At 70.8% G+C, this 15,116-nt stretch carries 14 protein-coding genes; 9 read left to right on the forward strand and 5 right to left on the reverse strand.

The annotated features are described in order from the left end of the window. Window positions 1–56: 56 nt before the first annotated feature. From EDF42_RS15125 to EDF42_RS15135, 3 genes are all read right to left on the reverse strand, one after another. Window positions 57–608: a PH domain-containing protein gene (locus EDF42_RS15125; RefSeq protein ID WP_123673106.1), complete on the reverse strand. Its 552-nt coding sequence runs from the start codon at window positions 606–608 to the stop codon at window positions 57–59. A gap of 243 nt (window positions 609–851) precedes the next feature. Beyond that, a complete protein-coding gene (locus tag EDF42_RS15130) occupies window positions 852–1,331 on the reverse strand; it encodes a peroxiredoxin (protein WP_123673108.1) in 480 nt (159 codons plus the stop codon). Window positions 1,332–1,340: 9 nt separating this feature from the next. Next, window positions 1,341–2,090, reverse strand: coding sequence for a CPBP family intramembrane glutamic endopeptidase (locus EDF42_RS15135; protein WP_123294108.1), 750 nt, complete (start codon window positions 2,088–2,090; stop codon window positions 1,341–1,343). A 121-nt stretch (window positions 2,091–2,211) separates the two neighbouring features. Here EDF42_RS15135 and typA point away from each other — a divergent pair, with 121 nt between their 5' ends. The 7 genes from typA (at window position 2,212) to EDF42_RS15170 (ending at window position 10,322) form a co-directional block, all read left to right on the forward strand. Beyond that, window positions 2,212–4,134, forward strand: a complete 1,923-nt coding sequence (gene typA / locus EDF42_RS15140; RefSeq protein WP_111084979.1) for a translational GTPase TypA — start codon at window positions 2,212–2,214, stop codon at window positions 4,132–4,134. A 66-nt stretch (window positions 4,135–4,200) separates the two neighbouring features. After that, window positions 4,201–5,394, forward strand: coding sequence for an amidohydrolase (locus EDF42_RS15145; RefSeq protein ID WP_185040977.1), 1,194 nt, complete (start codon window positions 4,201–4,203; stop codon window positions 5,392–5,394). 207 nt (window positions 5,395–5,601) lie between these two features. Continuing rightward, window positions 5,602–6,144, forward strand: a complete 543-nt coding sequence (locus tag EDF42_RS15150; RefSeq protein WP_123673112.1) for a hypothetical protein — start codon at window positions 5,602–5,604, stop codon at window positions 6,142–6,144. Window positions 6,145–6,163: 19 nt separating this feature from the next. Beyond that, entirely contained in the window at window positions 6,164–7,354 is a 1,191-nt protein-coding gene (locus EDF42_RS15155) for a PIG-L family deacetylase (protein ID WP_123673114.1), read from the forward strand. A gap of 35 nt (window positions 7,355–7,389) precedes the next feature. Next, a complete protein-coding gene (fdxA, locus tag EDF42_RS15160) occupies window positions 7,390–7,707 on the forward strand; it encodes a ferredoxin (protein WP_069711637.1) in 318 nt (105 codons plus the stop codon). A gap of 13 nt (window positions 7,708–7,720) precedes the next feature. Further along, window positions 7,721–8,839: a succinyldiaminopimelate transaminase gene (gene dapC, locus EDF42_RS15165; RefSeq protein ID WP_123673116.1), complete on the forward strand. Its 1,119-nt coding sequence runs from the start codon at window positions 7,721–7,723 to the stop codon at window positions 8,837–8,839. A gap of 184 nt (window positions 8,840–9,023) precedes the next feature. Beyond that, window positions 9,024–10,322: a citrate synthase gene (locus EDF42_RS15170; protein WP_123340789.1), complete on the forward strand. Its 1,299-nt coding sequence runs from the start codon at window positions 9,024–9,026 to the stop codon at window positions 10,320–10,322. 116 nt (window positions 10,323–10,438) lie between these two features. Here the strand turns inward: EDF42_RS15170 and dapD are convergent, their stop codons facing one another. Continuing rightward, entirely contained in the window at window positions 10,439–11,425 is a 987-nt protein-coding gene (dapD, locus tag EDF42_RS15175; protein WP_123673118.1) for a 2,3,4,5-tetrahydropyridine-2,6-dicarboxylate N-succinyltransferase, read from the reverse strand. A gap of 132 nt (window positions 11,426–11,557) precedes the next feature. Here dapD and dapE point away from each other — a divergent pair, with 132 nt between their 5' ends. Beyond that, a complete protein-coding gene (gene dapE / locus EDF42_RS15180; RefSeq protein WP_123294103.1) occupies window positions 11,558–12,640 on the forward strand; it encodes a succinyl-diaminopimelate desuccinylase in 1,083 nt (360 codons plus the stop codon). Beyond that, window positions 12,625–13,869 carry a hypothetical protein gene (locus tag EDF42_RS15185; RefSeq protein ID WP_123673262.1) on the forward strand — a complete coding sequence of 415 codons (1,245 nt, stop codon included), beginning with the start codon at window positions 12,625–12,627 and terminating at the stop codon, window positions 13,867–13,869. Before dapE ends, EDF42_RS15185 begins: the two co-directional genes overlap by 16 nt. Here EDF42_RS15185 and EDF42_RS15190 read toward each other — a convergent pair. Continuing rightward, window positions 13,848–15,083: an AI-2E family transporter gene (locus EDF42_RS15190; protein WP_260235524.1), complete on the reverse strand. Its 1,236-nt coding sequence runs from the start codon at window positions 15,081–15,083 to the stop codon at window positions 13,848–13,850. The genes EDF42_RS15185 and EDF42_RS15190 overlap by 22 nt on opposite strands. Between the last annotated feature and the right edge of the window lie 33 nt (window positions 15,084–15,116).

Genomic DNA, 15,116 nt, shown 5'->3' on the forward strand with positions numbered 1-15,116 from the left:
GTCGCACGACGTCGGGGGTGTCGTTCTGCGTCGGCGGGGGAGTGGACGCCGGGACGCTACATCCGGGCCGCCGCCAGCGACGCCGCGATCCCGAGCACGACGAACGCCAGGACCGTCCAGCCGTGCACCCGGTGGGTGATCGGCGCCGCCGTCACGGTCGCGGGCGGCGGACCGTCCTGCGGAGCCGGGGTGGGCACGAGGGCCAGCATCCGCGCGGCCGCAGCGTCGACGTCGAGGTGATCCGGGCCTCCCGGTCGGCCCTGGACCTGGGCGGTGAGCCGCGCGGTCGGGCGCGTCGCGATCCAGACGCGGCGGACGCCCTCGCTCGTGACGACCTCGATGCCGTACTTCGTGCGCACCTCGGTGACGCGCGACCACGTGTAGGTGCTGGTGCGGCGGACGTCCACGATCCGCAGGTGCTCGGGGGTCAGCTCGATGCGCGGCCGCCAGAGCGCGGCCCACGCCACGAACGCGATGCAGATGCTCGGGACCGGGACGAGCCACGGGGTGCCGCCACCGAGCAGTGCCAGGGGGACGAGCGCCACCGCGACGACCCAGAGGACGATGGCGAGACGACGGAGACCCGGGGCGACGATGGTGGTGTGCACCGGACGAGGTTACGAGATGCCTCCCCGGAGACGCCCGGGGAGCGGGTGTGACACACCAGCGCGTATCTCCGGACGACCCGATTCCCCGGGGAGGCAGATCCTGCGTGGACCTCTCGTGCCGACAATGGTCGTCGCCCCCAGTTCGGGTGTCAATACCCCATGGCGACGGATTCCGGGATTCCCCACGCCGGGAACGGCCGAAGCCGCGTGATCCGCGGGATCTGCGGGATCCGCGGGATCCGGTTACGAGACCAGCAGTTCGATCTGTTCTCGGATGGTCTCGGCCTTCGGGAACCGCAGACCGACCAGCCCGACGTGCCGCCACCGCACGATGCCGTCGGGGCCGATCACGAACACCGATCGGCGAAGTCCGATCCCCGGCGCACGCACGCCGTAGTCGCGGATCACCGAGCCGGCGGTGTCGCTCAGCAGGGGGAACGTGAGCGAGGAGCCGCGCGCGAACGTCTCGTGCGAGTCGAGGGCCTGCGGGCTGATGCCCCACACCACGGCGCCCAGTTCGTCGAACTCGTCGAGCTCCGCCTGGTAGCTGCACAGCTGCGCGGTGCAGACGGCCGTCGCGTCGCCGGGGTAGAAGGCGAGCACCACGGTCCGGCCGATCTCCGACGACAGGTCGTACTCGTCGTCGGTGCGGACCCCGTCGCGGACGATCATGCCCGGCAGGGTGAACGTCGGCGCGGACTCGCCGACCTCGGGGATGCTCATGTGCTCACGCTACGAGAACAACCGGGGGAACGCGCTCGCGACCCAGGGGTACCCGACGAACACCGCGGCGTCGAGCAGGCAGTGCGTGATGATCAAGGGCATCAGGCGGCCCCACTTCGTGTAGATCCAGCCGAACACGATGCCCATCACGGCGTTGCCGACGAACGCGCCGAAGCCCTGGTACAGGTGGTAGCTCCCGCGCAGCAGTGCCGTCGACAGGATCACCTGCCACCGCCCCCAGCCCAGGTCGCCGAGCCGGGCGTAGAGGTACCCGATCACGATGACCTCCTCCTGCAGGCCGGAGCGGATCGCGGACAGCAGCAGGACCGGCACCGTCCACCAGTACGAGTTCAGGGCAGCGGGGTCCACGTTCACCGTGATGCCGAGCGCACGCCCGGCGAAGTACAGGGCGAGCCCCGGGATCCCGATGCACAGCGCGATGAGCGCCGGACCGCCCAGGTCGGGCTTCACCCGGAACCGGTCGATGCCGAGCCGGGACAGGTGCGGGCGGGACGTGCTCCACAGCAGGAAGCAGACGAGCGCGACCGGTGCCAGGTCCACCGCGATGCCGAGCAGCTGCCGGGCCAGGTCGACGTACTGCACCGTCGTCGACGACGTGTTGAGCGCCGTGGACTGCTCGCCGAGCGGGGTCGTCTGCGACAGGTCGTCGATGATCTGGAGGATCGAGTACAGCGCGCTGGCACCCAGTGAGAGCAGCAGCACGATGGTGATCTCGACCCACGTTCGCCGTCGGCTCATCTGCTGTACTCCTGACGGTTGCGAACTACCGGTAGACTGGCGTGTCGGGCGTTCTGCCCGCGGGTGCGGTGCCGACAAATCACTGGCCCGACACTCTCCCAGAAATTGAAGGATGTCCTGTATGGCGCTCGCCACCCGGTCCGACCTGCGCAACGTCGCCATCGTGGCACACGTCGACCACGGCAAGACCACCCTCGTCGACGCGATGCTCACGCAGACCAACTCGTTCGACGCCCACTTCGAGGGCGAAGACCGCATGATGGACTCGAACGACCTCGAGCGCGAGAAGGGCATCACGATCCTCGCGAAGAACACGTCGGTGCTCTACAACGGCAAGCACGCGACCGAGTTCGGCGCGGACGGCCCCATCACCATCAACGTGATCGACACCCCGGGTCACGCCGACTTCGGTGGTGAGGTCGAGCGAGGCCTCTCCATGGTCGACGGTGTCGTCCTGCTCGTCGACGCGTCCGAGGGCCCGCTGCCCCAGACGCGCTTCGTGCTCCGCAAGGCGCTCGCCGCCAAGCTCCCGGTGATCCTGCTCGTCAACAAGACGGACCGCCCCGACTCCCGCATCGACGAGGTCGTCTCCGAGTCGCAGGACCTGCTCCTCGGCCTGGCGTCCGACCTGTCGGACGAGGTCGACGACCTCGACCTCGACGCGATCCTCGACGTCCCCGTGGTCTACGCCTCGGGTCGTGCCGGTGCCGCGTCGCGCAACAAGCCGGCCGACGGCTCGCTGCCCGACAACGACGACCTCGAGCCGCTGTTCGAAGCGATCCTGCAGCACGTCCCCGCGCCGAAGTACGACGACCAGCACCCGCTGCAGGCCCACGTCACCAACCTCGACGCGTCGCCGTTCCTCGGTCGTCTCGCGCTGCTGCGCATCTTCCACGGCACGATGAAGAAGGGCCAGACGGTCGCGTGGGTCAAGCACGACGGCACCGTCGTGAACGCCCGCATCACCGAGCTCCTCATCACCAAGGCCCTCGAGCGCTACCCGGCCGAGTCGGCGGGCCCCGGTGACATCGTCGCCGTCGCCGGCTTCGACACGATCACCATCGGTGAGACGCTGACCGACCCCGAGGACGTCCGCCCGCTGCCGACCATCACGGTCGACGACCCGGCGATCTCGATGACGATCGGCACGAACACCAGCCCGCTCGTCGGCAAGGTCAAGGGCCACAAGCTGACCGCCCGCATGGTCAAGGAGCGCCTCGACCGCGAGCTCATCGGCAACGTCTCGCTCAAGGTCCTCGACATCGGTCGCCCCGATGCGTGGGAGGTCCAGGGCCGTGGTGAGCTCGCGCTCGCCATCCTGGTCGAGCAGATGCGTCGTGAGGGCTTCGAGCTCACCGTCGGCAAGCCGCAGGTCGTCACGAAGCGTGACGAGAACGGCAAGCTGCAGGAGCCGTACGAGCACATGACGATCGACACGCCGGAGGAGTACCTCGGCGCGATCACGCAGCTCATGGCCGCTCGCAAGGGCCGCATGGAGAACATGACGAACCACGGCACCGGCTGGGTGCGCATGGAGTTCATCGTCCCGTCGCGCGGCCTGATCGGCTTCCGCACGTCGTTCCTGACCGAGACCCGCGGCACCGGCATCGCCAACGCGATCTCGCACGGCTACGACGAGTGGGCCGGCCCGATCCAGACCCGCATCAACGGCTCGATCGTCTCCGACCGTTCGGGTGTCGTCACGCCGTTCGCCATCACGAACCTGCAGGAGCGGATGACGTTCTTCGTCAACCCCACCGAAGAGGTCTACGAGGGCATGGTCATCGGCGAGAACTCGCGCGCCGACGACATGGACGTCAACATCACGAAGGAGAAGAAGCTCACGAACATGCGTTCGGCGAACGCCGACTCCTTCGAGTCGATGACGCCGTCGCGCCAGCTCTCCCTCGAGGAGTGCCTGGAGTTCGCGCGCGAGGACGAGTGCGTCGAGGTCACCCCGGCCGTCGTCCGCATCCGCAAGGTCGAGCTCGACGCGCAGGCCCGCCAGCGCTCGTACGCCCGCCTGAAGCGTCAGGACGCGTAAGCACCAAGCGACGCGTCGCGTCAGCAAGAGCACGACCTGAGGAGGTCGGGGGTTACGGTGGATGCCGTGACCCTCGACCTCCTCTCGCTGTACCAGGACCTGCACGCCCACCCCGAGCTCGGTTTCCAGGAGCACCGCACTGCGGGCATCGTGGCCGACCGCCTCGCCGAACTCGATGGCATCGAGGTGACCACCGGCGTCGGTGGCACCGGTGTCGTCGGCGTCCTGTCGAACGGCGAGGGCCCGGTCGTGTGGCTCCGCGCCGACATGGACGGCCTGCCGGTCCAGGAGCGCACGGGTCTGTCCTACGCCAGCCAGCACCGCGGCACCGACGAGGACGGCAACGACGTCCCGACGATGCACGCCTGCGGCCACGACATCCACGTCACGTGGCTGCTCGGCACGCTCGAGCGCCTCGTCGCCACGAAGGACCAGTGGAGCGGCACGGTCGTCGGCGTCTTCCAGCCGGCGGAGGAGGTCATCTCCGGCGCCCGCGCCATGGTCGAGGACGGCCTGGTCGACCGGTTCCCGAAGCCCGACGTCGTGCTCGGTCAGCACTCGGCTCCGGCCCCGGTCGGCATCGTCGCGATCGGTTCCGGCCCCGTGATGGCGTCGAGTGACCGGCTCACGGTGACCTTCAACGGTCGCGGGGCGCACGGGTCCGCGCCGCAGGCATCCCTCGACCCGGTCGTCACCGCCGCGTCCGCCGTCGTGCGGCTGCAGACCGTCGTCTCGCGCGAGGTCTCGCCGAGCGACGCCGGTGTGGTCACCGTCGGCAGCTTCCACGCCGGCACCCGCGCCAACATCATCCCCGACCAGGCCGTCATCGAGATCTCGACGCGTGCCCGCAACGAGGAGACCCGTGCGCGGATCATCGCGTCGATCGAGCGGATCGTCCGTGCCGAGAGCGACGCCGGCGGGCTGCCGGAGCCGACGATCGTGCGGTCGCCCGGTGCCGAGGTGACCGTGAACGACGCGGAGTCCGCTGCCCGGGTGCTCGCGGCCGTCAGCGCCGCCGTGCCGGGTGCGCGCGAGCTCGAGATCGGGCTGGCGATGGCGTCGGAGGACGTCGGGCAGCTCGCGACGGCGGCGGGCGTCCCGCTCGTGTACTGGTTCACGGGGATCACCGACCCGGAGCTGTTCCGCCGTGGCGAGGACATCCCGAGCAACCACTCGCCGTTCTACGCGCCGCAGGCCGAGACCGCGATCCCGGTGGGCGTCGATGCCCTGGTGGCCGCGACGCGCGCCTACGTCGCCTGACGCTTCCTTCCCATCGCGCGGGCGGTGGGAAGCGGGAACGGGCGTACCTGGTCGGAACGAAGGACCAGGTACGCCCGTTTCGGCCAGGTACGCGCGAGGCGGACGGGAGGCGCGGGGCGGCCCCGCCGCGCGGGTGACCGTCCCGGGGACAGGACGTTCACAGCCAACTCGCGCCGTGCCTCCCGGCTCACCCGTTACCGTCGGCGCATGCGTTCCCTCCGTACCCCGCTGATCGCCGCCGTCGCCGCCGGCATCGCCCTGGCCGGACTCACCGGCTGCTCGTCCGACTCCGTGAAGCAGGCGACGGACCTCGGGTCCTCGGTGGCCTCGACGGTCGCGGACGGCGTCGCGGGCATCGACGGCAAGGCGATCCAGGACGGCATGTCCTCGGTCGCGGGCGGCATCGACGGGGCGCTCGACACGGCGCTCAAGGGTGCGAACGTCACCTCTGACGGCAAGGTGCCCGACGGGTTCCCGTCGTCCGACGTGCCGCTCGTCGACGGCACGGTGCTCGGCGGGGGAGCGGGACCGAACGGCTCCGGGTGGGTCGTGCAGGTGCGCGCCGGGTCGGTCGACGACTTCGCCTCCGCCGCGCAGCAGCTCGCCGACGCCGGCTACACCGAGTCGGCGAAGCGTGCCGACTCGTCGAGTGCCTTCGGGATGTTCCGCAGCGACGGGTACCGCGTCGTGCTCACGTTCTCGGACGGCGACGACGGCGTCACCGCGACCTACATCGTCACGGCCCGCTAGTCCCGTACCCTTGGGGGCGATGTCGAAGGCCTCCGTCACGCGCCCCGAGCGCGTCCTGTTCGTGCACGCCCACCCCGACGACGAGACCCTGTCGTCCGGCGGGACGATCGCGACCCTGCTCGAGCTCGGCGCCGAGGTCACCGTGTTGACGGCGACCCGCGGTGAGCGCGGCGAGATGCTCACCGAGCGGCTCGCACCCCTGGCCGGCGACGCGCAGCGCGTCGCCGCGCACCGTGAGACCGAGATCGACGCGGCGCTCGCGGCCCTCGGCGGCCCGGCGCACCTGTGGCTCGGCGGTCGCGGTGCGCGGCCCACCGACCTGCCGGAACGACGGTACGTCGACTCCGGCATGCAGTGGGGGCCCGACGGCCGGGCGACCGCCGCCGACGACGCCCCCGTCGACTCGCTGACCGCCGCCGACCTCGGCGAGGTCGTCGACGACGTCCGTGCCGCGATCCGCTCCACCGGTGCGGACGCGGTCGTGAGCTACGCCGACGACGGCGGGTACGGGCACCCCGACCACGTGCGTGTGCACCACGCTGCTCGGTACGCGGCCCGGGCGGAAGAGGTCGCGTTCTCGATGATCGTCGCCCCGGACACCGGTGACGCCGACGTCACCGTCGACGTCCTGCCGGTGCGGGCGAAGGTGCGTGCCGCGGTCGAGCAGTACCGCTCGCAGGTCACGGTCGACCCGGTCGACCCCGCCGACCCGACCGCGCTGTCGTGGGTGATGCCGCACGGCGTCCGCGAGCACGCCCCCGCGGTCGAGGCCTTCCGGCACGACGCCGACCCGCAGCCCCCGGCGCCGCAGACCTACGCCGAGATGTCCGGTCAGGGCAAGGTCGCCGCGGTCGCCGTCGCGCTCGTGCTCGGGCTCGTCACCGGCGGCCTCGGCACCGTGACGCACCAGCAGACCGTCGGCGCCGCCGTGTTCCCGATCGGCACGGTGATCACCACGCTGCTCGTGATCGGGCTGACCGTGGGCATCCGGCTGCTGTACCGGTCGCGGGCGATGGTCGCCGCGATCGGCATCGGCATCCTCGTCGCCACGCAGGTGCTCGTCTCCGTCGGCGGCCAGGGCTCCCCGCTCGTGCTGGCGAACGCGGCCGGGTACGTCTGGACGTTCGCGCCCGCCGTCATCGCCGCCCTGGTGCTCGCGTGGCCGGACCTGTCGGGGCTGCGGTCCCGGACGGCCCCGGGCCGCGAGTAGACTCGAACCCGCTCGTCGAAGGGAGCACCCGAACCGTGACCTACGTGATCGCCCAGCCCTGTGTCGACGTCAAGGATCGTGCCTGCATCGACGAATGCCCCGTCGACTGCATCTACGAGGGCGATCGCTCGCTGTACATCCACCCCGACGAGTGCGTCGACTGCGGTGCGTGCGAGCCGGTCTGCCCGGTCGAGGCCATCTACTACGAGGACGACCTGCCGGACGAGTGGGCCGACTACTACAAGGCCAACGTCGAGTTCTTCCAGGAAGTCGGCTCGCCCGGTGGCGCCGCGAAGGTCGGTGTGATCCACAAGGACCACCCGGTCGTCATGGCCGAACCGCCCCGCGGCTGAGCCGGACACGCACGTGGCGCTCGACCTGCCCGACTTCCCCTGGGACCAGCTCGTCCCGTTCAAGCAGCGTGCGGCCGGGTACGAAGGCGGCATCGTCGACCTCAGCGTCGGTTCGCCCGTCGACCCCACCCCCGAGGTCGTCCGACGCGCCCTCGCCGACGCCACCGACGCGCACGCCTACCCGCAGGTCGCCGGCACCCCGGCGCTGCGGCAGGCCATCGCCGACTGGTACGGCCGCCGGCACGGGGTGCAGCTGACCGAGGCGCACACCCTGCCGACGATCGGGTCGAAGGAGTTCATCGCCGGCCTGGCGCTCTGGCTCGGCATCGGCGCCGGCGACACCGTGGTGTTCCCCGCCGCTGCGTACCCCACCTACGAGCTCGGCGCGGCCCTGGTCGGTGCGGACGCCCTCGCCTCGGACGACCCGGCGGCGTGGCCGGCGACGACGAAGCTGGTGTGGCTGAACTCGCCCGGCAACCCCGACGGCCGCGTGCTCTCCATCGACGACCTGCGCGCAGCGGTTGACCGCGCCCGCGAACTCGGTGCCGTCATCGTCGGCGACGAGTGCTACGCCGAGCTCGGCTGGGACCCGCAGTACGCGACCACCCCGACCCCCACGATCCTCGACCCCCGGGTCGTCGGCGACTCGGTCGACGGCGTGCTCAGCGTGTACTCGCTGTCGAAGCAGTCGAACCTGGCCGGGTACCGTGCGGCGTTCGTCGCCGGTGACGCCCGGATCCTCGCCGACGTGCTCGCGGTCCGGAAGCACGCGGGGCTGATGCCACCGCTGCCGGTGCAGGAAGCGATGATCGTCGCACTCGCGGACCAGACCCACGTGCAGCAGCAGAAGGCCCGCTACCGGGCGCGCCGGAACATGCTCCGACGGGCACTCGAGGACGCCGGCTTCCGCATCGAGCACAGCGAGGCCGGCCTGTACCTCTGGGCGACCCGCGGTGAGCCGGCGCTCGACACGGTGTCGTGGTTGGCCGACCGCGGGATCCTCGTCGCACCGGGCACGTTCTACGGCACAGCGGGCGGGGAGCACGTCCGGGTGGCCCTCACGGCGACCGACGAGCGCATCGCCGCGGCGGCCCAGCGGCTGGCCAGCAGCCGTCGGCTCGGCACCGCGTAGCGCGGGGACGGACCCCGCGACCGGCCGGATCGTGCATTCCGCCCGGAGCGCAACCGGGGGTTCCCACCAAGTCGTGACCATCGATGTGTGCACGAGCGACAGACGCCGCGATTAGGCTGTCAACGTGACTGACACTGCCAACGACGCTCAGAAGACGGCCACACCGCCCACGACGCCCGTGCCCGTGAGTCCCGCCGCCGAACAGACGGGCGAGACCGCGACGCTGACGTACCCGGGCGGCAGCGCGGAGTTCCCGATCCTGCCGAGCGTCGACGGCGCGTCCACGATGGACATCTCGACGTTCAAGAAGCAGACCGGGATGAACACGCTCGACTACGGGTTCGTGAACACCGGGTCGACCAAGAGCGCGATCACCTACATCGACGGCGACGAGGGCATCCTGCGGTACCGCGGGTACCCGATCGACCAGGTCGCGTCGAACTGCACCTTCCTCGAGGTCGCGTGGCTCCTGATCTACGGCGAGCTGCCCGACGAGTCCGAACTCGCCGACTTCGACGCCCGCATCCGTCGGCACACCCTGCTGCACGAGGACCTCCGGCGCCTGTTCGACGCGCTCCCGCACTCCGCTCACCCGATGTCCGTGCTGTCCAGCGCCGTCAGTGCCCTGTCGACGTACTACGAGGACGACATGGACGTCGACGACCCGGAGAAGGTCGAGCTGCAGACCGTGCGGCTGCTCGCCAAGCTGCCGGTCATCGCCGCGTACGCGCACAAGAAGTCCATCGGGCAGGCGTTCCTGTACCCGGACAACGGGCTGTCGTTCGTCGACAACTTCCTGCGCCTGAACTTCGGCACCATGGCCGAGACCTACCAGCCGAACCCGGTGCTGTCGAAGGCCCTCGACCGGCTCCTCATCCTGCACGAGGACCACGAGCAGAACGCCTCCACCGCGACGGTCCGCCTGGTCGGCTCGACGAAGGCGAACATGTTCGCCTCGATCTCGGCCGGCATCAACGCCCTGTACGGGCCGCTGCACGGTGGCGCGAACGAAGCCGTGCTCGAGATGCTGCAGCAGATCAAGGACTCCGGAGAGCCCGTGCAGCGCTTCGTCGAGCGGGTGAAGAACAAGGAGCGCGGCGTGAAGCTCATGGGCTTCGGACACCGCGTCTACAAGAACTACGACCCCCGCGCGAAGCTCGTCAAGGAGTCGGCGGACGAGGTCCTCGAGTCCCTCGGCGTGCAGGACGACCTGCTCGACATCGCGAAGGAGCTCGAGCAGATCGCGCTGAGCGACCAGTACTTCATCGACCGCAAGCTGTACCCGAACGTCGACTTCTACACCGGCATCATCTACAAGGCGATGGGCTTCCCGCCGCGCATGTTCACGGTGCTGTTCGCGATCGGCCGCCTGCCCGGCTGGATCGCGCAGTGGCGCGAGCTGAACAACGACCCGCTCAACAAGATCGGTCGCCCGCAGCAGCTCTACGTGGGTGCGCCGAAGCGGGACCTCCCCGCGCGGTAGCCGCTTCGTGAGCAGAAATGGTCGGGTCCCGAGATGGGACCCGACCATTTCTGCTCACGAAGTGCCGGACGGGAGGCCCGTGGCGGCCTGGCCACGGGCCTCCCGTCCGACGCGTCCTACGCGTGGAGCTCGGTGTTGAGCTGGATGCCCTCGCCCTTGCGTTGCAGGGCCTCGACCGCGCCGGACAGGCTGTTGCGCCGGAACAGGACGTTCGGGGTGCCGGACAGCTCGGCGGCCTTGACGGTCTTCGGTGTGCCGTCCGGGTTCGGTGCGGCGCCGACCAGGACGACCTTCGTGCCGGCCGTGACGTACAGGCCGGCCTCGATGACGGAGTCGTCGCCGAGGGAGATGCCGAGACCCGCGTTCGCACCGAGCAGCGCGCGCTCGCCCAGGGAGACCCGGTGTGTGCCGCCGCCGGAGAGCGTGCCCATGATGGACGCACCACCGCCGATGTCGGTGCCGTCGCCGACGACGACGCCCTGCGAGACGCGGCCCTCGATCATGGCGTCGCCGAGCGTGCCGGCGTTGAAGTTCACGAAGCCCTCGTGCATGACGGTCGTGCCCGGTGCCAGGTGCGCACCGAGACGGACCCGGTTGGCGTCACCGATGCGGACGCGGTCCGGCACGACGTAGTCGACCAGACGCGGGAACTTGTCGATGGCGTGCACGGCGATGCCCGCGCGCTGCAGCGACGGGCGCAGGCGGGTCAGGGACTCCGGGTGGACCGGCCCGGCGTTCGTCCACGCGACGATCGGCAGGTACCCGAAGACCCCGTCGAGGTTGATGGTGTTCGGACGCACGTGCAGGTGGCTCAGCAGGTGCAGGCGCAGGTACGCGTCCTCGGTGCTGGTCGGGGCGGCGTCGATGGTGACCTCGGTGGTGACGGCCTCGATCCGGACGTCGCGGCGGGGGTCGTCGCCGACGTGCGCCTGCAGTTCAGCGGGGACCACCGCGTCGGTCGGCAGCGGGCCGAGGTGGGTCTCCGGGTACCAGGTGTCGAGCGTCGTGCCGTCGGCGGCGATCGTCGCGAGGCCGTGGCCCCAGGCGTGCGTCGGGCGGTCGGCGGTGGCGGTCGGGTCGGTGGCAGCGGTCGTGTCGGTCACCGCACCAGGGTACCGACGCACTGGACGGGAGCACCGGACCGACCGGACGGACGCTGCGGAACCGCACCGTGCCTCCCGGGCCGCCGTGCCGTGGGCCAGCGCGACGGGGGCGACGGCAGATAAGGTGACCGCATGCCGGAGCAGCTCGACCTCACCGCCTCGTCCATCGACATCACCCGTGCCATCTGCGACATCGAATCGGTGTCGGGGAACGAGCAGGCCCTCGCTGACGCGATCGAGGCGGTGCTCGCACCGCTGCCGCACCTCGAGGTGATCCGGGACGGCGACGCGATCGTCGCCCGCACGAACCTCGGCCGCGACCGTCGCGTCGTCATCGCCGGGCACATCGACACCGTGCCGCTCAACGACAACCTGCCGACCGAGTTCCGCACCGCCGAGGACGGCACCGAGATCCTGTGGGGTCGCGGCACCGTCGACATGAAGGCCGGCTGCGCGGTGCAGCTCAAGCTCGCGTACGACCTGGTCGAGCCCTCGGTCGACGTCACGTGGGTCTGGTACGACCACGAAGAGGTCAGCGACCTGCTGAACGGCCTCGGCCGTCTCGCCCGGACCCGTCCGGAACTGCTGGCCGCCGACTTCGCCATCCTGGGGGAGCCGTCCGGCGCGCAGATCGAGGGTGGCTGCAACGGCAACCTCCGCGCCGAGATCCGCACGTTCGGCAAGCGCTCGCACAGCGCCCGCAGCTGGATCGGCGACAACGCGATCCACAAGACGGCACCGATCCTCGCCACGCTGGCCGCCTACGAGCCCCGCACCGTCACGGTCGACGGGCTCGAGTACCGCGAGGGCCTCAACGCCGTCGGGATCAGCGGCGGCATCGCGGGCAACATCATCCCGGACGAGGCGATGGTGCACGTGAACTACCGCTTCGCGCCGTCGCGTTCGGCCGACGAGGCCGTGGCGCACATCCGCGAGCTCTTCGACGGCTACGACGTGACCATCGTCGACCTCGCCGCCGGTGCCCGCCCCGGCCTCGACGCCCCGCTCGCGCAGGACTTCGTGTCGGCGGTCGGTGGCCCGGAGCCCCGGCCGAAGTACGGCTGGACCGACGTCGCCCGCTTCTCGGCGCTCGGGGTGCCCGCGGTCAACTACGGCCCCGGTGAGCCCGTCTTCGCCCACCACGACGACGAGCAGGTCCCGGTCGCGCAGATCACCGCGGTCGAGGCCGGCCTCCGTCGGTGGCTGACGGCCTGACGACGGCCGGGGCCACCCGGCCGACCCCTGCACGCACCCGTTGGCGCGCCCGCTACCGGGTGGTGCCGTGGTGGGTCCGCATCACGGTCGTCTACGTGCTCGCCCGGTTCGTCACCGGACTGATGATGCAGGCCTTCGCGAGTGTGCAGGCGGCGAACTCCTTCACCGTCCAGCACCCGGCGTACCTGTCGTTCGCGTCCATCTGGGACGGCGCCTGGTACCGCGTGATCGCGACCGGCGGCTACCCGTCGACCCTGCCCGTGGATGCGGCAGGGCACGTGACCGAGAACGCGTGGGCGTTCATGCCCGCGTACCCGTTCCTGGTGCGCGGCCTGATGCTGCTCACCGGAGCGTCGTTCGAGTTCGTCGCGGTGGCGGTCTCGCTGCTCGCCGGGCTCGGCGCTGCGCTCGTGTTCCGTCGCCTGATGGGGCGCTTCCTCGACCCGGCGCGGGCGACCTTCGCCACCGTGCTGTTCTGCGTCGCGCCCGTGTCGGCGATGTTCCAGGTGGCGTACGCCGAGTCGATGGGGCTGTTCCTGCTGCTCGTCGCGCTGCTGCTCATGGTCGACCGGCGGTGGTGGTCGATGTTGCCCGTCGTGCTCCTGCTCGGCATGACCCGGCCGACCGGGCTCGCGTTCGCGCTGCTCGTCGCGCTGTTCGTCGGCGCGTGGGCGATCCGGCCCGCGTGGGTGCGGTCGTCGGAGCCGCTCACCCTGCGCCGCCTCGTGCCGCCCGCCGTGGTCGCGGTCGTGTCCGGACTGGTCGGCCTGGCGTGGCCGGCGATCGCGTGGGCCGTCACCGGGGTGCCCAAGGCCTACACCGACACCGAGCTCGCCTGGCGGTCGTCCTACGTCGGGTGGCAGGAGCTCGTGCCGTTCGCGCCGTGGATCCAGGGCTTCGGGTGGTGGTTCCACCAGCCGGCCGGCGGGATCCTGCTGGCCGTCGTGGTCGTCGGCTTCGTGGCGTTCGTCTGCATGCCCGCGGCACGGGTGATCGGGATCGAGCTGCGGCTCTGGGGCATCGCCTACGTCGTGTACCTGCTCGCCGTGTTCTTCCCGCAGTCGAGCACCTGGCGGATCCTGGTGCCGATCGCGCCGCTGCTCGGCATCGTGGCGCTGCCGCGGTCCCGCGTGTACCGGGTCGCCGTCGTGGTGGCGTTCGTCGGGCTGCAGTGGGTCTGGCTGTACTACTGCTGGTGGATCGACGGCTACGACTGGACCCCGCCGTGATCGGCACGGCGCTCACGGGCCTGGGCACGGGCCAGGAGCCGTGCGGCGGGACCGCTCCGCTCGCGCTTCGGCACCGTCGCTGACATCGGCTCCGGGTCACCCGGCCGCCAGTTCGCCGCCGCCACGACCATCGCGTTGACGGTGGCGATGAACGGCACCGCGAAGAACGCGCCGACGACACCCGCGATCGTCGTGCCCGCGGTCACCCCGAGGACGACCCCGAGCGGGTGGACCTTGACGGCCGTGCCGGTCAGGAACGGGTGCAGGACGTGGCTCTCGAGCTGCTGCACGACCACCACGATGCCGAGCATCACGAGCGCCGGCACCCAGCCGTTGAAGACCAGGGCGATGAGCACCGCGACCGCACCGGCGACGATCGCCCCGACGACCGGGACGAACGCGCCGAAGAACACGATCACGCCGATCGGGATCGCCAGCGGGATCTGCAGGGCGAGCGCGCCGATGGTCACGCCGAGGGCATCGGTGACGGCGACGACCAGCTGGACGCGGATGAAGCTCGTCAGGGTCTTCCAGCCGGCGTGCCCGGCGACGTCGATGCGAGCACGTGCGCGCCGTGGGAAGAGCCGGACGACCCACCCCCAGATGCGCGGGCCGTCGATGAGCACGAACAGCGTCGTGAACACGATGATGAACAGCCCCTCGAGCACGTGCACGGCGCCGGTTCCGGCGGCCTGGAACCCGGACAGGATCGTCGCGGCGTGCGCCTGCAGGTAGTCGAAGCCGTTCGACACCCACGAGTCGACGTCCTTCGCCGTGATCCCGAACGGCTCGCTGTCGAGCAGGGTCCGCAGGGACTGCACGCTGTGGTGGAGCCGGCGTTCGAGCGACGGCAGGTCGGACCGCACCTGCTCGGTGACGAGCAGCGCCAGCCCACCGAGCGCCAGCACCAAGGCCACCAGGCTCGACAGCACCGCCGTCCACTTCGGCCACCGGTGCCGCTGCAGGAACGACGACATCGGCATGAGGAGCGCGCAGACCAGCAGCGCGATGAGGAACGGCACCACGATGTCCTGCAGCAGCACGACCAGCGCCACCAGGACGGCGAGGCCGGCACCGACGACGAGGATGCGCCAGGTGAACGCCGCGCCGATCCGCAAGCCGGCGGGCACTGCGTCGTCGGACCTGCCGGTCGGCTCGGACCGGTCGGGTCGTCCGCGGGGGGACTGACGGCGCATGGAGCGGATGTTCGGCATCCGCCAAGGTTACGAACGGAACCCGCGAAGAAC

Origin of the sequence: Curtobacterium sp. PhB172, from assembly GCF_003752545.1 — a bacterium.
GTDB lineage: Bacteria > Actinomycetota > Actinomycetes > Actinomycetales > Microbacteriaceae > Curtobacterium.